The sequence below is a fragment of the Lactobacillus sp. YT155 genome (assembly GCF_030504545.1).
Lineage (GTDB): Bacteria > Bacillota > Bacilli > Lactobacillales > Lactobacillaceae > BQUT01.
This window is the reverse complement of sequence record NZ_JAUKWP010000005.1, coordinates 67343-89200: the sequence shown is the minus strand read 5'-3', so window position 1 is coordinate 89200 and position 21858 is coordinate 67343. Positions and strand designations below refer to the sequence as shown.

Here is a 21858-nt window from a genome sequence, read left to right as displayed (position 1 = left end):
CCCTTAAACTTATTTTGTTAATTATACTTCTTATACTGAATAAAACGCCAATATTTTGTATAATGGAATAAGTACAAAAAATTGAAATTGAGGATATTGCATGGAAGAAGTAGAACAGTATCTAAAAGATCATGTTTTTGGTGGTCCCCAGTTAAAACCCGATGAGAAAAATAAGTATCTGGGAAATTTTCAAGAACGGGTTGCCATTTCATTGACGGTGTTACAAGCCAGAAATCAGGACAACTTCAAGATTGTTGAAAAAGTAATGGACGATCATCCTGACTACCGAATGTATATTAGTGGTAGTATGGAACAAGCACTTCAAGGTAAGTATATTGCTTTAGCTGCCGGGAAGAGTTTTAAATTCACGATTATCGCTAAAGAAAATGTGCGTGTTCAAAAGCAAAACACTGACAATGATATGGGCTTAGTAATTGCTAACGAGTACGAACCGGTATCAAAACCAGTAATTTTATAAGGAGAATCAATAAGTATAATGTCCAGCAAAATGAAGTTATTAGCCTTAAACGGTAATATGGAATTAGCACAAAGAATTTCTAAGTATATGGATATTCCATTGCTTGATTGCACCATTAGTCATTTTTCTGATGGTGAAATTTCTATCATGATTAATGAAAGTGTTCGTGGTTGTGATGTATATGTTTTAGATTCAGTTTCTGATCCAGTTAATACCAACTGGATGGAACTTCTAATTGCTATTGATACTTTGAAACGAGCAAGTGCTAATAGTGTGGCAGCAGTTCTACCATACTTCTCTTACACTAGAGCGGATCGTAAATCTCGTTCGCGTGAACCAATCACCGCTAAACTATTTGCTAACTTATTAGAAATGACAAAAATTGACCGTGTAATTGCGATGGATATGCATGCTGATCAAATTCAAGGATTCTTTGATATGCCGGTTGATCATTTGAAAGCAATGCCTCTATTTGAAAGATACTTCCACGATAAAGAAGCAAATTCAGATGTTGTTGTTGTGGCTCCAAGTCATTCTTCAAGTAAAAGAGCTCGGGAATTAGCCGAAGTTTTCGAATCACAGATTGCTATTATTGATCAAAGAAAAGATTCCAAAACTAACATTCCTGATATTGTAGGTAATGTAAAAGGTAAAACTTGTATCATCATGGATGACTTAATTGATACAGGAACCAGATTGATTAATACCGCTCGGGCTTTGAATGTGGCTGGTGCTGAAACCATCTATGCTGCAGCAACCCATGCAATTTTTTCCGGTGATGCAGTGAAGAGACTTGATGGATCAATCATCAAAGAAATCGTTGTAACTGATACAATTGTAATTCCTGAAGAAAAACAATTTGATAAATTAGTTCGTATTTCAGTAGCACCAATTATCGGTGATGCAATTAATAATATTCAAAATTGTGTTTCAACTCACGACTTATTCAAAATGCGTGATAGAGTTGAAATAGTTAAATAAAAAAACCTTCCAATACGGAAGGTTTTTTTATTTGGCAAATTTACTAAAAACTCTGCGACCAAGAACTTCTCGCGTAATTTCAAAGAGTGGATAGGCTGCTAGAATAATCACAATACTGTAGAGATAGATATCTGGATTAAATGGATTTGCTAAGCTAAAGATTTTACCACTGAAAATAAAAATTATTAACGAGGCAATTATTAATGTAGCAAAAATTCCAATTTTGATGCGATTGATTGGACGTCCAATTACGAATAAAGCAGCGAAGCCAATTGATGAAATAAGTAAGACAATTAGAGTTGAGGAATTAGCATGTGACATATGAGTAATGTTTGCAAAGTAAGTAATAACCATCGTCCATAGGACAATATTGATTGCTGCCGGCAAGGCAATTTCTAAAACATTACGCATGAATTTACCAGCTGGTGGCCGGTAGTCGGGTTGTAACGCTAATAGGAAGGTTGGAATTCCCACTGTTAGAGCATTAACCGGGGTCATTTGTGAAGGGTGGAAAGGTAGCTCTGAGTGAAGGAAGATAAAGATAATAGTCAAGAATAGTGAATATATCGTCTTAATTAAGTAAAGCGAGGCGACACGTTCAATATTATTAATAACTCGACGTCCTTCATTTAAGACAAAAATCATGGAATCAAAATTTTTGTTCAAGAGAACAAAATCAGCGGTAGATTCGGCAGCGTCTGAGCCACCAGCAATCGCAATACTACAGTCGGCTTGTTTCATTGCCAGAATATCATTTACTCCATCACCGGTCATTCCTACGGTAAGTCCTTGGTTTTGCATGGCGATTAATAAGAACTTCTTCTGTTCCGGCTTAACACGACCAAAGACAGTGTAGGTTTTGATGATTGATTCATAATCAATTTCGCCTTCAATTTGAGAAAGATCAATGAATTTATCACTGTTTTTGATATTAGCTTGTTGAGCTACGTTTGAAACAGTTAAAGGATTATCTCCTGAGATAATTTTAAGGGTGACACCCTGCTTTTCTAGATAAGAGAAAGTATTCTTCGCTTCTTTTCTGACTTCATCGACAATTAATAAGAAACCTAACAAAGTGTCGTTTTTAAGAATGGCAATCACTCGAATACCATCTTTGGCGTAGTCATTGATCTCTTGAATATCTTTTGGATTCGGATTATCAATCATGAATTCCAAAGCACCCATGGTGTAAGTGTTGTTATTTTCATCCACGAAACCAGAGCTTTTCTTTTCTGATGAGAAAGGCATGGCTTTGGTATGCTTAATTATTTCAAACTCTGCAGGATAGTTAGAAATCGCCAGAGCAGTTTGATTTTCCTCTTGAGTAGCATCAACAATACTCTTGGCAATATTAATGATTTCTGATTTCTCAGTTTTGTTTTTAGTAATTATGTCGGTTATTTTTAAGTTTCCAGTGGTGATGGTTCCTGTTTTATCAAGGCAGAGCACATCAACACGAGCAAGTGTTTCAATTGAAGATAGTGACCTAACTAAGGTCTTTTTTCGAGTAAGGTTCAAGGCTCCGACACTCAAAGCCACAGTCGTTAATAGGACTAAACCTTCGGGAATCATTCCAATAACCAGAGCAGAAGTTCCTAAGATTGATTGATTATAACTATGATTCTTCAAAAAAGCCGAGAAGAACAGAATTAATCCCAGAGGTACCAACGCATAAGTTAATACTCGAATAATTGAATTGATGGTTTTCATCAAAAAACTAACTTTACGTTTTTCATGTTTAACTTCTAAAGACATTTTGGAAATGAAGCTATCATTACCAACGTGAGTGAGTTGAATTAAAGCAGTTCCACTCACGATAAAACTTCCTGAAAGAACTTCATCATCAACGCTTTTGGCAATGGAGTTAGATTCACCGGTAAGAGAAGATTCGTTGACTTCAACTCCTTCAGTCTTTCTAACAATTCCATCGGCAGGAATTTGGTCACCACGAGCTAATTGAACCAAGTCATTTTTTACTAAGGCATCTTTTTTTACCGAAATTAATTGCCCATCTCTTAGAACTGAAACTTCATGTTCATTAATCAAAGAAATTCGATCAATTTCATTCTTGGATTTAATTTCTTGATAGGTACCAAATAGAGTATTTACAATAACAGGACCGAGGAAGAAGAGGTTGTTGAAGACGCCGGTTATTCCAACTAGGACGGCTAGGACAAGGTTAATAATATTAAACAAAGTAAAGAGATTATCAAAAATAATCTGCCAGTTAGTCCTGGTTAATTTGTCGATAGTAACGTTTGTTTGACCAGCAGCAACTTGTTTGGTAACTTCATTGTTAGTCAAACCAGTTTGTAGGTTAGTTTGATCCATTTATTCACCTCAAAAAAGCTTTCTTATACTATAACAAAAAAATTACGATAGTTTTTTGAAAAACGTTTGTCTATAATAAAACTTAAACTGATTGAAGGAGTAACTTAATGATATCCAGTGTATTTTTTGATTTAGATGGAACTTTGATTAATTCTCAAGAGGGAATTATCAAAGCTCTACAATATATGTACGAAAAAGTTGGCATTTATCATGATGAAGCAACTTTAAAAACCTTTATTGGACCACCATTAGGTGAAACTTTTGTTAAATATGATGGCGTTGATCCTGAAGATCATGAGAAAATTCAAGAATGGATTGATATCTTCCGTGAGTATTATGATGATAGAGGCTGGCGTGAAAACAATATTTATTCCGGTGTTGAAGAGATGTTAGAGAATTTGAAACATCAAAATGTTCCGGTTTATATTGCAACCTCTAAGCCAGAAAAAACTGCGAAAAGAATCATAACTGATTTAAAACTTGACCGCCATTTAAATGATGTTTTTGGTGCGGCAGAGTTAGAAAATGAACGTAATGCAAAAAAAGATGTTATTACCTATGGATTGAACAATTTACCACACGAATTTGATAAAGGAAATATCGCAATGGTGGGTGATCGTAAAAACGATATTGAAGGTGGACACTATAATAATCTACGTTCGATGGGTGTTTTGTATGGCTACGGTGATCTAAAAGAATTGGAAAAAGCCAAATCTGATTGGATAGTGCAAAATCCTTTAGAAATATCAAAAATCGTGCATAATGAAAATAGAGCGTGACAAGTAACACTTGGAACGTGTTTAATAACGTTGATTCAATTTCTATGTAAAAGGAAAAGGGGTTTTTGATATGAAAATTACTTTTGATGATGAATCTAAGAAGATTTTGTTGGATAAGAAACAAGATAATGAAGCAATTCTTTTGGACTTGGATGACGGTGTAGGAATGTTTTCCAAAGTAGGGATGTGCTCACTCGATACTAGTTTTCGTATTTTGTTAGTCGAAGATAGTGTAGATTTCCATAACGATTATAGTTTGGAAATTGATAGTAATGTTGGACCGGTATTTGTAAAGCAGAGTTCGGATTATTATTTCAAAAGCGATATCACTTTTAGAGTGAAACCAAGTACGACAACATTACAAATGAGTAATACATCGGAATTAATTGATGGATCAGTTGGAATAGAACACATTAAAAAAGCTGAGGTTTAATCCTCAGCTTTTTTTGTTTCTTCTGTATTTTCTTCTTCAGGTACTTCTGCAAGTTTTTCAACTTTGAACAATACCGGGAAAGTATGATCAAACTCAAGAACTGTGAATTGTAAGTTAGCAACCGTAATCACACTGCCATCTTTTGTCTTGGGATAGTTTTCCATAATGAAACCACCAATGGTAACAATATCTGACAATTCAAAGGCTTCAATATCTACATCAAAATATCTTTGAATATCATAAAGTGTGGTTTTACCAGAGACATTGATTTGATTTTGATCATCTTTATAGATGTATTCATCAGCAGCATCATCGTTCTCGTCATACATTGGACCAAATAATTCTTCATAAATATCATCGTCGGTGATTAAACCACTTGTTCCACCATATTCGTCTACTACAACAACAAACGGTGCTTGACGATGAATCATTCGATTCAAGATTTTTTGAATTGGCATAGTCTCGGGAACAGTGATGATATTTTTTAGAAGACGGCTGACTTGAATTGAACCGTCTACTTGGTTTTGTTTAACCAGATCATATGAATAAACATAACCTAAGATATTATCTTTATCACCGTCGGCAACAACAGGAATTCTTGAATATCCTTCTTGTAGATAATCCTTAACAGCTTCGGCAACGGTAGTGGTGATGTCAATTGTATATAATCTAGTACGATCGACCATGACGTCTTTAGCAACTTTATCATTAAATTCAAAAGCTCTTTGCATGTAGACGTAATCTTCTTCATCCAGTTGTCCGCTAGTTACCGCTGTTTGTGACAATCGTAAAATCTCTGATTGAGAGAAAGATTGATCGTCAGTATTGGCAGGTTTGAAACCTAGCATTTTGACTAATCCAGTTGCGGAGATATTTAATAGCCATACAAATGGATAAAATGCTGTATGGAAAATATGTAAAGGTGTCACAACGAACAGTGACATCTTCAAAGGCATATCGATACTAATGTTTTTAGGTACAATTTCGGTTAAAACAACTTCTAAATAAGTTAGGACAACAATACCCACGACTGATCCAACAGCGTGCATACTTGCTCCACCATGAACATGAAAAATCCCCAAGATATCTACGAAAATTGTTTCCAGAGTACTTTCACCGATCCAACCAATGATAATACCCACGGCTGAAATACCAACTTGTGTGGTCGATAAGTACTCGTTTAAGTTATGTGACATGTGTAAGATTCTTTGGAGCTTCTTCTTACTTGCCGTACCTTTTTCAATGGCTTCTTCAACTTGACTAGGTCGAACCGTAACTAAAGCGAATTCGGATGCCACGAAGAAAAAGGCTAGAATAAACGTGATAACGATTGTTAACAAGTTTATTAATAATTGTTCATTTCCCAACTTTTTAGCAACCTCTTTATTTATTGATAAGATTATTATAGCAAGTCTTAATAATTCTTGACTTAGATGCTATAATACAAGCATATTGTAATATTCTTAAATGTAAAAAACAAACTTATAATTTTTTCTATAGGAATTGAACAATGAATATGTTTCTTTTATACTTATATATATGTAAGGCTTTTTTATGTTGGGGGTAATTATGACAGTAGAAAAAAGTTTAGTTGATTTGTTGACACCGGCCCAAGCTGCTGAGGAACTTGGAGTTAATGTCACAACACTACGTAAATATTCATTATTAATTGAAAAAGTTGCGGCAAATGATGCTTTTTTTGCACGTAAAAATAATAAGCGACGTAATTATACGAAGAAAAATATCGAAGACCTAAAGGCAATGATCGAGTTGTCACAACGTGACGATATGACTCTTGAATTAGCTGCACAGAGCTTATTTGACGGACAAGTTCCCGATAAAGAATTGGAAGAAGCTGCTTTTGAGGGAATGTCACCTTCAGAAAGAAAACTGAATGAAAAGATTTCCAAGCAAGCTCGTGAAATTAATCATCTCAAGAAACAATTAAAAGATATTCAACAAGAAAATTATGCCTTAATTCGAGCCTTGAAGAACACACAAGAAACACCATTATTTGACTATGACATGAATGTAAATGAAGACTTAATACCTGGTAATAATCCGACACCAGCTCAGACTTCAACAGTTCAACAGAATCGAGTTAACAGTCAACCTCAAATGGCCAACCCAACAGTTGCTTCAGCGCAACCAACTACTAATGCTCAAAATATCGAATCGAAAGAAGATAAGTATGCTGAGGCATTAGAAAGAGCAAGACAAATTCGAGATCAAAAACAAGAACAGGCTTTGGTTGATGATTCATTAGAAAACAATCCTGTCCAATCAGCTAAGCCATTAAGAACACTTTCTAATATGCAAATTGATAATAGTAAGAAAAAATGGTGGCAAAGATAAAAAAAAAGTAGCTAACGAAATGTTAACTACTCCTTTTTTAATGCAAGAAACAAAAAAACGACAATGGGGAGTGCCGTTTTTTTGCATCATATTCTGAGGGGAATAAATTAAAGTTATTCTTGGGGGGAACACTTTAACTTACAGACATTATATTAAATGGAAAATGTGAATTTTTTATGACTTTTTTTTAATGTTTAAATGAAAAAAATCAATTAATGTAAATAAATTTTTCTTAAATCTTTGATTTCTTGACTAGATAGGTCAATTGCTTCTTTTAAGTAATTTTCCATATTACCATTTTCTTTAATAATGGTTTTTCTGGCAGCATCTAAGTAGTCTTCATTAACAGACATCAAAGCTCTAACTGAAGAAATTACATCTTCACTAGTGTCTTTACTTTCCAGAATAGAAACTTTTTCTTCAACAAATGACTTCATAACTTTATTAGTTAATAGGTAGTCTTTTTTGATAGTTTCTTGATCAATGCCGAGTGCCCACAAGAAGTATACTGCTCCCATTCCAGTACGATCTTTACCAGCAGTACAGTGGAAGAGTGCAACTTGGTTGTCTTCTGTATTATCTAACAAATGATTGAAGAAAATACGGTAAGCAGATCTAGATTCGTCATCCAAAATCATATTTTCATATACTTTAAGCATATGTTTATATCCATCATCGAATGTGAATCCAAATTCTTTTTCAACTTCTGAAGTTGATTTTGAAGCTTGAGTTTGATCTTCTTTTAAGACAGGGTTAAAGATATATTCAACACCATCTGGAACTTTGTCAGGTTCGTTTTCAACTTCTTGTTTGGAACGAAAATCAATATCTTTGTGAAGACCATAATTCTTCAAGAATTCTTGGTCTTTTTCTGTAAGCTCAGCTAAGTTAGCAGATCTTAAAATTTTGTGATATTTAATAGTTTTGCCGTCTTCAGTTTGGTATCCGCCAAGTTCTCTAAAGTTTCTACCGGCATCAAGATAAGGGTCTAAAATACGTTCATTCATAGCTGATATATCCTTTCTAAATTAACAATAATTAAATTATAACAATGATTAATCTAAATAGCATGGCTTAAATATTGTAAACTTTTTTAATAACATATATTATTAATATAAACCAAAGTACTGGAGGACAGAGAGATGTCACAAGACTATAAGAGAATTTTGGTTTCAGTAGATGGCTCGCAAGAAGCAGAGAGAGCCTTTGAGAAAGCTGTGACAGTAGCAAGACTAAACGATGCACATTTAGACGTGTTGAATGTGTTAAATACCAAACAATTCGTAGGGATGTACGGGGGAATGTTGAATGGAGATGTCGTCTACAAAATCTCTGAAGATGCTCAAGAGTACTTAACTGAATTGCAAGACCGTGCTTATGAATTAGGAATGAAAAAAGAAGATATGAGTTTACATCTTCGCTTTGGAGATCCGAAGACGGTGATTGCTTCTGAGTTCCCTAAGGAATACAAAAATGATTTAATCATGATTGGTTCAACTGGACTTAATGCAGTTGAGAGACTATTGGTAGGTTCTGTATCTGCTTATGTAATTCGAAATGCTGCAACTGATGTAATCGTTGTAAGAACAGATGCTAATAATAAATAATTTTAAAAAAAGAGGTCGACGGCCTCTTTTTTGTATTGAGGATGAAATATGACACGATGTGCCTGGGCCAATTCTAGCCCTAATATGATGGAGTATCACGATCATGAATGGGGAATAGTAAACCATGATGATCAATATCTTTTTGAGTTATTAACTTTGGAGTTGTTTCAATCTGGTCTTAGCTGGCAAACAATTCTGAATAAGCGTGATGAATTCAAAAAAGCATTTGATAATTTTGAAATAGAAAAAGTTAAAGAATATGATGAAAAAAAGTTTGTCGAATTGATGAACAATTCTGGTATTATAAGAAACAGATTAAAAATTAATGCAACTATCAATAACGCCAAAATTATTTCTGATCTTCATCAAAACAAGCAAACATTTGACGATTTTATTTGGGAGAATACTGATCATCAAATTATTGTAAATCACTATGATTCTGATTCTCAGATGCCAGCTTTTGATGAATTATCAACCAAAGTAAGTAAAAAAATGAAACAAGCTGGATTTAGGTTTGTCGGACCAACAACTATTTACTCATTTTTACAAGCTAGCGGAGTTATAAATGATCACATTGATAGCTGTGATTTTAAGTGAGGTTTTTTAGTTGAAAAAATACTATGGTATTTTAATTGCTGGGCTAGCAGCAATCTTTTGGGGTCTTTCCGACACCATGGCCGATGCACTGATTAAGATTGATCATGTGAATTCGGATGTACTTGTTAGTACGAAAATGCTCTTTGCCGGATTAATCCTACTTATCTATGCTTACTTTAAACGTGGCAAGAAAAAGACATTTGGAATCTTAACCACCAAGAATGATTTAGGGCGGCTACTCTTATATGTAGTTTTTGGAATGGCTTTGATGCAATTAGCTTATTATAAGACGATGACTTATTCTGATGCTTCAACCGCTACAATTTTACAATTTACCTCGCCGGTATTTGTAATTCTTTGGATTAGTTTAGTTACCAAGACTTTACCAAGAAGAGTTGATGTAATTGGTTTAATCTTTGCATTAGTGGGAACTTTTTTTATTGTCACTCAAGGGAGTTTTTCAAGTTTTTCGATTGGGCCTAACGCCTTTATCTGGGGAATGATTGCTTCAATTACTTCGGCAATGTCCATTCTATTACCAGGTAGATTATTGAAAGAATACGGCTCAATAATTGTTGTTGGCTGGGCAATGTTCATCGGTGGCTTGGCGTTGAGCTTTCAACATCCGTTCTGGCAACTGCCTAAACTAAGTACTAGTGGAATTTTATTATTTGCCTTCGTCCTATTTTTTGGTACGGTATTAGCATACTTCATGAATTTAGCCAGTTTAAAGTATACTAAAGCTAGTACGGTTTCTCTGATGGATTCTTTTGAACCATTATCAGCAACCCTAACTTCAGTAGTGTTTATGCATTTGAAAATTGGTGGTTTTGAAACTTTAGGCATTATTTTAATAATATTAACCGCATTTATTATGGCGTATGGAAGTTTTAAGGAAGAACCTTTATAATAATTAGCGAGGTGAAGAAGATGAATTTTTCAAAAGTAAGTGAATTCGCAACGAATTTGTATGATGACATTGATAACATCAAAAAGAAGAAATCTAAACTAGATGCTGAAAAAGTCTATGAATTTGTTGATCAAATTTCTCTATTGAGAAAACCTTTCAAAGAATACTTCGAGATGACAGAAAACGAGTATTATGAAGAAGAATCCGATCATGGATTAACTCTTCAACATAAAGATAAGAAGTTAAAGAACATGCGTGACCGTGTTTTGGTTAATCACGTGGATGGTTCAATTTTAAATAACGAAATTAATTTTACATATAATCACGAAACACCATATGACGAAAACGGTAAGTACCAAGTCGAAGGAGACTTGCATTTGATTAGTTTTTCTCTACAAGTAATTGGCGCAGTTGGTGCCAATACCAAAATTGGTGATATCAGAAATAGTCTTTCAAAAGATGCACTACTAAGCTTAGGTTTAGCAGCACGTGCAGTCAATGAATGGCAAAATAAAAAAGATTAGCAGATAATGCTAATCTTTTTTATTTGAACAAAAGTGTTGTAATTTTCATGAAAATTTGTTTAAATCTTTCGGTAAAGAAATTTTTGAGGTGAGAATTATGGCAACAATTTATGTAAGAAAAGCCGAAGAGAAGGACTTGGATCGAATTGTAGAAATTATTGATTCGGCAAAAGTTACATTAAAAAAACGTGGCGTTGATCAATGGCAAGATGGCTATCCTGATCACGATATTTTAAGACAAGATCTAAAAGATGGAATCACTTATCTACTGATATTTAATAATGAAATCGTTGGTACAGCAGCATTAAACCAAGGTATTGATGAGAACTATCAAGTGATTGAAGACGGCGAGTGGATGCCTGAATCAAACGACGTGTATACCGTTATTCATCGTATTGCTGTGGATGCCAATTATGCTGGTAACAATTTAGCAGATACTTTCATCCATCATTTAATCACTATTTCATTAATGCTTGGTTATAATGATGTTCGAATTGATACGCATTTTGAAAATCTAGCAATGCAACACGTAATCGAAAAAAATGGCTTCGATAAACGCGGAGTCATTCGCATGTTTGCTGATCGTCAACCACGTTATGCTTATCAAATGATATTAAAATAATAGTCGCCTTTCATGGGCGACTTTTTTTGTACCTAAGTGGTATATTATAGGTATTGAATCTCTTTACAGGAGGAAGGTCGTGTTTCGTAAAATCGTAAATTTCTTTGGAAAAATTAAAAGTGTCAAAAACATCAATCTATTAGATGATTATTCGGCTGATATGAGCGATAGCAAATCGTTTCGTGGCTTTGTTCAAAGTTACTTGACTAAGTTTGATGAAAAAATCGTTGAAGGTAATGCTTCGTACGGTTCTTTTACTATGGCTGTAATCACTGATACTCATACTAAAGACACTTTTAGTTCTGATTTTTACGGCATTAACGGCTTAATTCACACACAGGAATTAGGATTTTTCGATCAGAATAATAAACTCGACTTGAAGGTGCACCTAGGTGATGCAATTGATGGCAGCACCACTCCCGAAAACAGCAAGACTTTGTTACGTCTTACAGTTAGAGCGTTAAATAATTCCAAGTTACCTTTTGCTATGGTGAAAGGTAATCATGATGATAATGACAAATATGACGAGCATACACTTTCTAAAAAAGCTTCATTTACAAGCAGTTCCTACGACAATATTGTAAAACCTGTCTTGTATGATCAGCCACAAATCAAATATATATCTGAAGATTCTGGAGTTTTCTATTTTGATAAGGGCGAAGTTAGAACGATTTTTATTAATACCAGTGACGTTCCTTATGAGTTGAATCATCAAGGAGTAAAGAAATATGACGTCAAAAAAGTCAGAGCTGTTCGTAACTATCAAGTGATGGATTTAATCGCGATACTTGAAAAATCTTCTGGTAAAAAAATCGTTGTGCTAGGTCATTCACCATTGCTTTCAGAAAAAGGTGAGGATGGACTTAGTTTTAACGGAATTTCCCTTCACGAATTATTTGTCGCATTTAATCAGCGAGTTAAAGGAAAAGTGGACAATAAGTTAGAAAACGAGTTCGCCTTAAATGTAGAATTTGATTTTTCTAAAGTCACCGACGCTAAGATATCTGCTTATATTTGTGGTCACAAGCACGTAGAAAAAAATTACAAGTTCGACGACATCAATTACATATTATTGAATTGCTCAGCTTTGATGGGGAAGAACCATGGTTTGACAACTAATTACAATAAAAAATGGGATCGTAAAATTAACGAACCATCAGAGTTTGCGGGATACATTGTTGATATCAACCCTACGACCAATATTTTGTCCGTTTTAGGTTATGGTGCAGCAACCAATATTCGCCAGTTCGAGATGTGAATTGTGATATAATTACACCAACAAAACATGGAGGTATCAAGAGATGGATAATGAAAATTTAGACGAATATATTGTGGAGCCACTTCAATACAACAAAATACTAGTTTGCGTTGATGATGATGACTTTATCTCATCTAAAGGTGCCTTTAATTATGCGTGCACATTGGCAAAATCATTGGCAGTACCTTTAGGAATTATTTCTGTAATGGAGGTCGGTGATTTGAATATTTTCCAATCACTCTCACCTCAATTAATTGAAGAAAGACGTGAACAAATCAAAGATCATTTGAATGTTTATGTTCAAAAAGCCAACGATTTTGGAGTAGCCGACGTGAAACCAATGGTTTCGGAAGGAAATCCTGGTCATGTGATTGTAGATAAGGTAATTCCTAAATATGATCCTGACTTAGTAATTATTGGGTCAGAAAGATCTGATAATCGCCATGGCAAATTAGGTTCACAAGCTGAACATATTGTCAGATATTCACCTGTATCAGTATCAGTTGTTAGATAAGAAAAAGCCGTTATTTAAACGGCTTTTTTTGATCTATGGTATTATCGAATTATTCAAACTTAGGAGTAAATGCTTATGAAAAATGTACAAATTCTAGGTGGTGCCGGCGACACAACTGTCGGGGCAACCGCAAGTGCCAAAGATAATCTTTATCTATCAGTTAACGGTGAATGGCTTAAGACCGCTGTTATTCCAGACGATAAACCAAGAACTGGTGGTTTTTCAGACTTGGATGAAGGTGTTGAGAAGCAAATGATGAGTGATTTAAAAACATTTGCTGAGGACGACAGTACCATTCCTAACAATCTAATGAGAGAAGCCGTTAAGTTATATCGTGTAGGAATTAACACTGATAAATTAAATTCTGATGGAGCTCAGCCGCTTCAAGCAGATTTACAAGTCATCAAGAACCTACAAAGTTTTAGTGATGTTGATAATCAATTGACTCAATTAGTGATGAAGGGATTCCCACTTCCATTTTCAATTGTCGTTGATGCAGACATGAAAGATACTTCAACTAATGTTGTGTATGCTTACGCACCTAGCCTGATTCTACCTGACAAGACTTATTACGATAATAATCAGTCGGGACAGAAACTTTTGGAAGTCTATAAAGATGTGACTATTAAGACCTTAGTTAAAGTCGGTTTTAATGAAGACGAAGCACAGCAAATTACTGAGCAAGCCATCGAGTTTGATGCTAGTTTAGTACCATTAGTTAAGAGTTCTGAAGAATGGGCTGACTATACTAAAGCCTACAACCCTGTTGATTTCAATGAATTCACTAAAAAAGTTTCTTCATTGAAGATGGACAAATTAATCAAAGAATTAATTAAAGATACTCCGGATAAAGTGATTGTCACCGAACCAAGATATTTTAATGGTATTAATCAAGTATTGGATGGGCAATTTGAAAATCTCAAATCATGGATGACAGTGAACAAAGTTCTGGCTAGTGCCTCACTATTAGGTGAAGACATTCGTCAAACAGCAGGTGCTTATAACTTGGCTTTGAGTGGAAGTAAGACTCTGTCTGACCCAATCAAGGCTGCTTACCATCGTGTTAGCAACACTTTCAGCGAGATTCTTGGTGTTTATTATGGAGATAAGTATTTTGGTCAAGCTGCTAAAGATGATGTTATTTCAATGATTCATAAAATGGTCGACATCTACAAAAAACGCTTGAAGGAAAACGATTGGTTAGGCGAAGCTACCAAACAAAAAGCAGTTGTAAAGTTAGAAAAAATTGCTATTAAAGTCGGCTATCCTGACAAGGTCGAAGAGGTTTTTAATCTGATTAAGGTTGATGAGAGTTTAAGTCTTTATGAAAATATGCAAAAGATTTCGCAAGTCTTTCGTCAATATCGTTTTGACAAATATCCTAAACCAGTTGATCGTGACGAATGGGCAATGCCCGGACACATGGTAAATGCATGTTACGATCCCGCTAGAAATGATATTACATTCCCAGCAGCAATTTTGCAGGCACCATTTTATAGTTTGCAACAATCATCGAGCCAAAACTACGGTGGAATTGGCGCAGTTATTGCTCATGAAATTTCTCATGCTTTCGATAACAATGGAGCTAAATTCGATGAATTAGGTAACTTGAATAATTGGTGGACAGACCAAGATTATGCTAAGTTTGAGAAATTAACTCAAGCTATGGTTAAAGAATTCGATGGAGTTGAATACGCTGGTGGTAAAGTAAATGGAACACTAGTTGTCAGTGAAAATGTTGCCGATGTTGGTGGTTTAAGTTGTGCTCTTGAAGCCGCAAAAACGCATGATGATGTTGATTTACAGGAATTCTTTAAGAACTGGGCCCGTGTTTGGAGAATCAAGCTTACGACCCAATTCGCTGAATTACTATTATCAACTGACGTTCACGCTCCAGGACCAATGCGTGCCAACGTTCATGCGCAAAACATGGACGACTTTTACAAGGCATTTAACATTACTCCGGATGATGGTATGTGGTTAGATGAAGATCAAAGGGTCAATATTTGGTAAAAATGAAAATAGAAGTTTTAGCTCGTGATATTAAACATATTCCAGTTTTAGAAGTGGTAGCATACGATTTAAGAAAAGAAAAAATTCCAATCGTGGTTTTTTATCATGGATGGAAATCGAGTAAAGAATTGGTACTCACACAAGCTCGTAAATTGGCACAAAAAAGTATTCGCGTAATTTTACCTGATGCACAAAATCATGGTAAAAGAAAACAACCTATTTCCTCAATTCCTTCGTTTACATTCTGGAATAGTATTCAAGCTAACTTAGCTGAATTCAGTGTCTTATTGAATTTTTATGACGAAATCAAATTGTTAGATGAGAAGAAAATCGGCGTTGGTGGTTACTCAATGGGTGGAATAACGACAAGTGCCTTGTTGACTCAACATCCTGAAATTTCAGTAGCTGCTTGTATTATGGGATCGCCAGCACCAATGAAATATATTGACCGCGTTCAAAAGAGTGCGAAAGAATATGGACTTTTTGTTCCCAACGACTTGTTGAAACTATTGAGTTGGGTTAAGAATTATGATTTATCATTGAATCCAGCAGCGATTAATAGGCGGCCATTTTTTATCTGGCATGGAACTAGAGATGAACGAATTCCTTTCTCACAACCACGAGATTTTTATGAAGAAATTAAAGATCAAGATTTTGCTAAAAATGTAGAATTTTTGATTGGGAGAAATGAAGGTCATTTAGTGACTACAGAACTAATGGATCAGATTTCGGAATTTTTTGAGAGTAATCTAAAAAAAGACATCGAATAAATCGATGTCTTTTTTTATTGTGAATTCTAAGAATTGATAGTGAGAAGTCTAGTCATTGTATAGACATAAAGAATTAGTTTATCATTTGTGTTTTTGTAATTTAAACCGGTCAACTCATTTATTGATTCCAATCTGTAACGGATAGTATTTGGATGTGTAAACATTTTTTCTGCGGTTTTCTTTATTGATTCATTTTGATTGAAAAAAGTTTTTAATGTGGATAAATATACGGAATTATTAAGTAAATTGACTAAATCGAGATTTAGTAATGATTTCTCACTTTCCTTATTCGCACTAATTATCAATTGTAAAAGATATACATCTTTAAAATTCACAATTATCCTTGAGTCAGGTAAAAAATCTAAAGATTTGATTGCAAAGTTTGACTCTTTAAATGAAATATTTAAGTCGGAAGCTCTATGTGACTCTGATTCACCAATATGAAATTTATACGTAAAATTTCTCGGGATAGATTTGAAAATTTCATCTTTGAAGGAAAATGATGAAATACTTTGAGCATCAAAAAAGAAGATTAAATAAAAATTGTCACTATTGTCCACAAAAAAATATTTGATAGATTTTAGACTATGTATAAAATGTTTTTTTAGTATTTTATCAATAACTTCTATGTGTTGTGAGGATAGGTTGATTTTGTTCAAAGGTGAATCAGTAAAAGTAGAAGAAAACTTTATTACCTTTACGGTTAATTTATAAAGATCTTTATTAATTGTGTGAGAAACAAAATCAAAATCTGTATCTTTTATTTCGTTAAGATAAAAAAGCCGATTTAATTCTAGGCTTATCAGTCTATCTTGATCTCTATCTTTGAATAACAGATCATTAACTTCTGACATAATTTGAACATAACTACTGTTATCATCCAATATGAATATTGGATATTGTATATCACTTGCCAAATTTTCAACTTCAGACTTAACTTTGAAATTGTCATCTAGTTTTTTTATAACAAGACAGCATGATTTCATTAAAGATAAGTTCTTAATAAGCTCAATTAATTTGTTAGTAGATATATTTAACGTTCCAGAGCTTACTAAAAGGATTTCACCACCAACGAGCCAGCTTTTGACGTCAAGATTTTCAAGTACGGTTATTGATCTGACAACTGGGTTAGTATTAGGACTTGATGTAATTCTTCTCAATTTTTTTTGTTCTAAATTTAGAATGTCTTGAAGATGTATCATGTAAATAACCTTTCAACTGTTCAAATATACAAAAAGAAAGCGCTTAATTTGTATTTTAGTACATAGTTATTAAAAAAGAAAGGTGGTAGCATTCAAATATACAAATAAGTAAGGAGAAATGAAATGAATAATGAAAATGTAGAAAAGGAACAAAAAAGAGCACTTATAACTAGTTCACTTGGGTTGTCAGCGCAGTCTGCAAGTACGATGTTATTATCATTTGTTCTTAGCAGTATGATGATAACTTATCACATTAGTGGGGCAGCGGGTGGGCTGATTTCCACAATAACTAATATTGGAATGCTAGTAGGAGGAATTTTTTTCGGTCCCTTAGCTGATAAATATGGTAGGGTAAAAATTTATTCTATTACAACAATTTTATATGCACTAGCTACTGGACTTATGGCGTTTTCTCCAAACATATTCATAATTTATATTCTTAGATTTATTGTAGGTATTGGTGGAGGTGGAGTTTATGGAGTAATCATGTCTATGGTTGCTGACGTATACCCACAGAATAAAAGAGGAAGAATAAATTCATATGTTACAGTTGCTGGACAAATAGGTAGTATTATTGCAGCAATAGCAGCGGCAATAATTATTCCAATGTCAGGCTGGCGTGGACTATTTCTTTTTGGAGCAATACCAATTATTTTAGGAATTTTTGTCTATTATAAAGTTCCCGAATCTTCTGAATGGAAAAAGAGTCAAGAGAAAGAAGAAAGTAACTCTGCGGCAATTCTTTCGATTTTATTTAAAAAAGGGAATATTGGAAACACACTAAGATTAATGGTTATGGCGATTGTACAAGTTGCTGGATACTTTGGACTAATGAATTGGCTCCCTTCAATATTGCAAGAAAAATCAGGACTATCAGTCTCAGGTTCTTCAATTTGGATGATTGCTACAATTGTAGGAATGTCATTAGGAATGTTAGTATTCGGACAAATAATGGATAGAATTGGACCAAAGGTAGCATATTCATTATTTTTACTTGCATCAGCTGTTTCAGTATTCTTATATTCGTTTGCTAATAATGAATTCAGTTTGCTAATGGGTGGAGCAATAGTTGGATTTTTTGCAAATGGAATGAATGCAGGATACGGAGCAATAGTTGGAGATTTGTATGAAACAAAAATTAGAGCTACGGCAAATAATATTATTTTTAATATTGGTCGTGCTGTAGGTGGATTTTCAGCAGTTGTAATCGGGTACCTTTTAGATAATTTTAATTTGACAATTACTATGGGATTTTTAGCAATGTTATATATTATTTCTTTCTTTACAGTATTAACATTAAACTTAAACAAAAGGAGTGAAAATAATGAGTAGTGAGCATTTAAAAAATACTAATTATGGTGATTTAGGAGAAGTGACTCTTATTGTTGGTGATCCCGGAAGAGTAGAACTAATCTCAGAAGACTGGGAAAACAAGAAAAAATTAGAAGATAGTAGAGAATTTGTTTTAATTAAAGGTAAATACAAAGGACACGAAGTTTCAGTATGTTCAACTGGTATGGGAGTTGGTTCTACTGAAATATGCATAATTGAATTGATAGAAAACGGTGCTAAACAGATTATACGATGTGGCGGATGTGGAGCATGGAGCGAAGATATTCGCCCAGGAGACTTGATTATTAATCGAGCAATGGCAAGAACTTCAGGATTGCTTGGTGAGTATGTTCCAGATGTTTATCCAGCAGTTGCTGATCCATTACTGACAGCTAAAATTTATAATGGTGCTCAAAAAAATGGATTCAATGTATATACAGGAGTAGGATTGACGACAGAAACTTACTTCTTTGGACAATATAGACAACCTAATATAAAAGGATCATCACTTAAAGTCGATGAGAAGATGATGAATTACTGGATTGATCGTGGAGTAATTAATGCTGAGATGGAATCGGCGGTTCTTTTCTTACTAGGGTCAATTTACAATATTCCAGTTGCTAATTGTTTAGTTGTACATTTAAGTAGATCTGATTATAAATGGGCAGATGATAAGGATTATAAAGTAATTCATAAAAAATCAGCTAACTCGGTATTGGACTCTGTATTATAAGTAAAGGAGGCTATCTATGAAAGATAATAAAAAAAGTATTTTAGTATCTTCTATGCTTGGTTTAGGACTTGAAGGGATGGACGTCCTTCTACTTTCATTTGCCCTTAGCTCAATTATCAGCGAGTTCCATATACCATCGGCAGAAGGAGGATTACTCCCAGCTATAACTAACATTGGAATGCTGCTAGGAGGGTTACTTTTTGGATATTTAGCAGATAGAAAGGGAAGAATTAAAGTTTTTTCATATACTATTTTTATTTTTGCGATAGCAACGGCCTTAATGGCATTTGCTAACAGTATGATTGAAATATATATATTAAGATTTCTTGTTGGTTTTGGTGCTGGTGGTGAATATGGTATTGGAATGGCCTTAGTAGCAGAATCATTTCCAAAAGAAAAGCGTGGTCAAATGTCTTCCTGGATTACGGTTGGAGGTCAAATGGGAACTATCTTAGCTGCAATCATTGCTGCAATGATTACTCCGTATTTTGGTTGGAGAGCAACTTTTCTATTTGGTCTAATTCCGGTGATATTGGCATTTTTTGTTAGAAGGAAATTACCTGAAACAAAATCATGGCAAGAAAGTAAAGAGAAAAAAGATGTGAAAATTGGTTTTTTCAAACTTCTTTTTAAGAATGCTAAAACTACAGGAATTACTTTAGGATTAACAGTAATGTCTGCAGTGCAAGTTGCTGGATATTATGGGTTGATGAATTGGTTGCCATCATATCTTGAAAATAAGTTAGGGTTATCAGTTTCAGGTTCATCAATTTGGATGATTTCTACAATCGTTGGAATGTCAATTGGTATGTTGACCTTTGGGAAAGTTCTGGATAAATATGGATCAAAAATTGCGTACTCAATTTTTCTAATTTTAGCTGGGGTTTCTATTATATTTTATATTTATGTTGATAATGCTTACTTAATGTTACTTGTTGGTGCAGTTGTTGGATTCTTCGCAAACGGAATGAATGCTGGATTCGGAGCTTTAATAAGTAGTTTTTATCCAACTGAAATTAGAAGTTTTGCTAATAATGCTATATTCAATACTGGTAGAGCAGTAGGTGGACTCTCTCCGATAATAATTGGTTATGTTATAGATAAAAGTGGCTTTACATATGCATTATTATTCTTGGCAAGTATTTACCTTGTTTCTTTAATAATCATTAATGTCATACCTAATCCAATGAAGGGAAGTAAAACAGAAAATGAAGTATAGTAGAATAATTGTGATCGTTCTCGATTCAGTGGGGATAGGCGAGGCAAGTGATGCAGATAAATATGATGATATCGGAGCTGATACAATAGGTCATATTGCAAGCAATTACAAGGGCGATTTTCGATTAAAAAATCTAGAAGTTCTAGGATTGGGTAATATTAGAAAAAATAAACCATTGAATAGAATTAAAATTCAAGAATTTCCAATGGCTCATGTCGGAAAAATGAGGGAAGTCTCTGCGGGTAAAGATAGCATGGACGGACATTGGGAAATGATGGGGTTGCCGGTAGAGCAAAAAATGGGTTTTTTCCCTAATGGTTTCCCTGAAGAAGTGATAAAAAAAATTGAGAAATTTTCGGGAAGAAAAGTAATAGTGAATAAGCCATATTCTGGAACTGAAGTAATAAAAGACTATGGCGAAGAACAGATTAGAGATGGAAGTTTAATTGTCTATACATCTGGAGATTCCGTATTACAGATTGCTGCAAATGAAGGTGTTATCTCAATTGAAGAATTGTATAGAATATGTAGATATGTTCGATCATTAGTTGATGAGTTGAATTTAATGGTTGGAAGAATAATAGCGCGCCCTTATATTGGAACAAATAAATCAAATTTCGAAAGAACATCGAATAGAAGAGATTATACTATGGAACCAACAGGAGAAACTGTTTTAGATATAATGAAATCTTCGAATTATGATGTTATTGGCATTGGAAAAATTAACGATATATTTTCTGGGCGAGGCATTACTAACGGGATTCACACTAGTAGTAACGATGATGGAATGAATAAAATAATTAGTTTAGTGAAGAAAAACTTTCACGGATTATTGTTTGCTAATTTAGTTGATTTTGATAGTAAGTATGGACATAGACGAGATGTCGAAGGATATGGAAAGGCATTAATGAAAGTAGATAAACAACTTTCCAATGTACTTGAAAACTTGCAAAATGATGACTTATTAGTGATAACTGCAGACCATGGGAATGACCCTTCGTTTAAGGGAACCGATCACACTAGAGAGTATGTCCCACTTATTGTATACTCGCCAGAAAATCAAGGTGGAGAATTAGAAACAAGAACATCCTTTAGTGATTTAGGAAAAAGTATTTTGGAGAATTTTGATTTAGAAAATAATCTTCCTGGCAAGAGTTTTTTGAATGAATTAGATTAATAAATAAAAAAAGACATCGAATA

At 34.1% G+C, this 21858-nt stretch carries 22 protein-coding genes; 18 read left to right on the top strand and 4 right to left on the bottom strand.

All coding sequences use genetic code 11. The features are described 5' to 3' along the window. The first annotated feature begins 100 nt into the window (after nt 1-100). Entirely contained in the window at nt 101-478 is a 378-nt protein-coding gene (locus tag Q2T76_RS06770) for a DUF1694 domain-containing protein (protein ID WP_302084775.1), read from the top strand. Between the two features lie 18 nt (nt 479-496). Beyond that, nucleotides 497-1459: a ribose-phosphate pyrophosphokinase gene (locus tag Q2T76_RS06765; RefSeq protein ID WP_302084774.1), complete on the top strand. Its 963-nt coding sequence runs from the start codon at nt 497-499 to the stop codon at nt 1457-1459. Nucleotides 1460-1486: 27 nt separating this feature from the next. Here the strand turns inward: Q2T76_RS06765 and Q2T76_RS06760 are convergent, their stop codons facing one another. Then, nucleotides 1487-3790: an HAD-IC family P-type ATPase gene (locus Q2T76_RS06760; RefSeq protein ID WP_302084773.1), complete on the bottom strand. Its 2304-nt coding sequence runs from the start codon at nt 3788-3790 to the stop codon at nt 1487-1489. 107 nt (nt 3791-3897) lie between these two features. On the opposite strand from Q2T76_RS06760, the gene Q2T76_RS06755 reads away from it, so the two are divergent. Together Q2T76_RS06755 and Q2T76_RS06750 are read left to right on the top strand one after the other, a co-directional pair. After that, entirely contained in the window at nt 3898-4569 is a 672-nt protein-coding gene (locus tag Q2T76_RS06755) for an HAD hydrolase-like protein (RefSeq protein ID WP_302084772.1), read from the top strand. A 70-nt stretch (nt 4570-4639) separates the two neighbouring features. After that, nucleotides 4640-5002: an iron-sulfur cluster biosynthesis family protein gene (locus Q2T76_RS06750; RefSeq protein WP_302084771.1), complete on the top strand. Its 363-nt coding sequence runs from the start codon at nt 4640-4642 to the stop codon at nt 5000-5002. Here the strand turns inward: Q2T76_RS06750 and Q2T76_RS06745 are convergent. Further along, nucleotides 4999-6369, bottom strand: a complete 1371-nt coding sequence (locus tag Q2T76_RS06745) for a hemolysin family protein (protein WP_302084770.1) — start codon at nt 6367-6369, stop codon at nt 4999-5001. The two genes, Q2T76_RS06750 and Q2T76_RS06745, sit on opposite strands and share 4 nt — an antisense overlap. A gap of 202 nt (nt 6370-6571) precedes the next feature. On the opposite strand from Q2T76_RS06745, the gene Q2T76_RS06740 reads away from it, so the two are divergent. Then, nucleotides 6572-7357 (top strand): MerR family transcriptional regulator, encoded by a 786-nt coding sequence (locus Q2T76_RS06740; protein WP_302084769.1) that lies wholly within the window; start codon nt 6572-6574, stop codon nt 7355-7357. Nucleotides 7358-7569: 212 nt separating this feature from the next. Here the strand turns inward: Q2T76_RS06740 and Q2T76_RS06735 are convergent, their stop codons facing one another. Next, entirely contained in the window at nt 7570-8364 is a 795-nt protein-coding gene (locus tag Q2T76_RS06735; RefSeq protein WP_302084768.1) for a tyrosine-protein phosphatase, read from the bottom strand. A 135-nt stretch (nt 8365-8499) separates the two neighbouring features. On the opposite strand from Q2T76_RS06735, the gene Q2T76_RS06730 reads away from it, so the two are divergent. From Q2T76_RS06730 to Q2T76_RS06690, 9 genes are all read left to right on the top strand, one after another. After that, nucleotides 8500-8964: a universal stress protein gene (locus Q2T76_RS06730; RefSeq protein ID WP_302084767.1), complete on the top strand. Its 465-nt coding sequence runs from the start codon at nt 8500-8502 to the stop codon at nt 8962-8964. 48 nt (nt 8965-9012) lie between these two features. Then, nucleotides 9013-9561 carry a DNA-3-methyladenine glycosylase I gene (locus Q2T76_RS06725; protein ID WP_302084766.1) on the top strand — a complete coding sequence of 183 codons (549 nt, stop codon included), beginning with the start codon at nt 9013-9015 and terminating at the stop codon, nt 9559-9561. 10 nt (nt 9562-9571) lie between these two features. Beyond that, nucleotides 9572-10471, top strand: coding sequence for a DMT family transporter (locus Q2T76_RS06720; RefSeq protein ID WP_302084765.1), 900 nt, complete (start codon nt 9572-9574; stop codon nt 10469-10471). Between the two features lie 20 nt (nt 10472-10491). Beyond that, the gene (locus Q2T76_RS06715; protein WP_302084764.1) at nt 10492-10995 is read left to right on the top strand and encodes a hypothetical protein; all 504 of its coding nucleotides are present in this window, start codon (nt 10492-10494) and stop codon (nt 10993-10995) included. A gap of 97 nt (nt 10996-11092) precedes the next feature. Further along, nucleotides 11093-11617: a GNAT family N-acetyltransferase gene (locus tag Q2T76_RS06710; protein ID WP_302084763.1), complete on the top strand. Its 525-nt coding sequence runs from the start codon at nt 11093-11095 to the stop codon at nt 11615-11617. Between the two features lie 79 nt (nt 11618-11696). Then, nucleotides 11697-12875 carry a metallophosphoesterase gene (locus Q2T76_RS06705; RefSeq protein WP_302084762.1) on the top strand — a complete coding sequence of 393 codons (1179 nt, stop codon included), beginning with the start codon at nt 11697-11699 and terminating at the stop codon, nt 12873-12875. A 43-nt stretch (nt 12876-12918) separates the two neighbouring features. After that, nucleotides 12919-13389 carry a universal stress protein gene (locus tag Q2T76_RS06700; protein ID WP_302084761.1) on the top strand — a complete coding sequence of 157 codons (471 nt, stop codon included), beginning with the start codon at nt 12919-12921 and terminating at the stop codon, nt 13387-13389. A gap of 75 nt (nt 13390-13464) precedes the next feature. Beyond that, complete coding sequence (locus tag Q2T76_RS06695; RefSeq protein ID WP_302084760.1) at nt 13465-15402, top strand: M13 family metallopeptidase; 1938 nt, start codon at nt 13465-13467, stop codon at nt 15400-15402. A 2-nt stretch (nt 15403-15404) separates the two neighbouring features. Beyond that, on the top strand, nt 15405-16172 hold the full coding sequence (locus Q2T76_RS06690) for an alpha/beta fold hydrolase (RefSeq protein WP_302084759.1): 768 nt from the start codon (nt 15405-15407) through the stop codon (nt 16170-16172). Nucleotides 16173-16198: 26 nt separating this feature from the next. On the opposite strand, the gene Q2T76_RS06685 is transcribed toward Q2T76_RS06690, so the two are convergent. Next, nucleotides 16199-17374, bottom strand: a complete 1176-nt coding sequence (locus Q2T76_RS06685; RefSeq protein ID WP_302084758.1) for a PucR family transcriptional regulator — start codon at nt 17372-17374, stop codon at nt 16199-16201. Nucleotides 17375-17497: 123 nt separating this feature from the next. On the opposite strand from Q2T76_RS06685, the gene Q2T76_RS06680 reads away from it, so the two are divergent. From Q2T76_RS06680 to Q2T76_RS06665, 4 genes are read left to right on the top strand one after another with little or no spacing between them, the layout of a single operon-like run. Further along, a complete protein-coding gene (locus Q2T76_RS06680) occupies nt 17498-18706 on the top strand; it encodes an MFS transporter (RefSeq protein WP_302084757.1) in 1209 nt (402 codons plus the stop codon). Beyond that, on the top strand, nt 18699-19439 hold the full coding sequence (locus Q2T76_RS06675) for a nucleoside phosphorylase (RefSeq protein WP_302084756.1): 741 nt from the start codon (nt 18699-18701) through the stop codon (nt 19437-19439). The genes Q2T76_RS06680 and Q2T76_RS06675 overlap by 8 nt, the downstream gene beginning before the upstream one ends. 16 nt (nt 19440-19455) lie before the next feature. Next, nucleotides 19456-20658 carry an MFS transporter gene (locus tag Q2T76_RS06670; RefSeq protein WP_302084755.1) on the top strand — a complete coding sequence of 401 codons (1203 nt, stop codon included), beginning with the start codon at nt 19456-19458 and terminating at the stop codon, nt 20656-20658. Next, nucleotides 20648-21835, top strand: a complete 1188-nt coding sequence (locus Q2T76_RS06665) for a phosphopentomutase (RefSeq protein ID WP_302084754.1) — start codon at nt 20648-20650, stop codon at nt 21833-21835. The genes Q2T76_RS06670 and Q2T76_RS06665 overlap by 11 nt, the downstream gene beginning before the upstream one ends. Nucleotides 21836-21858 lie beyond the last annotated feature (23 nt).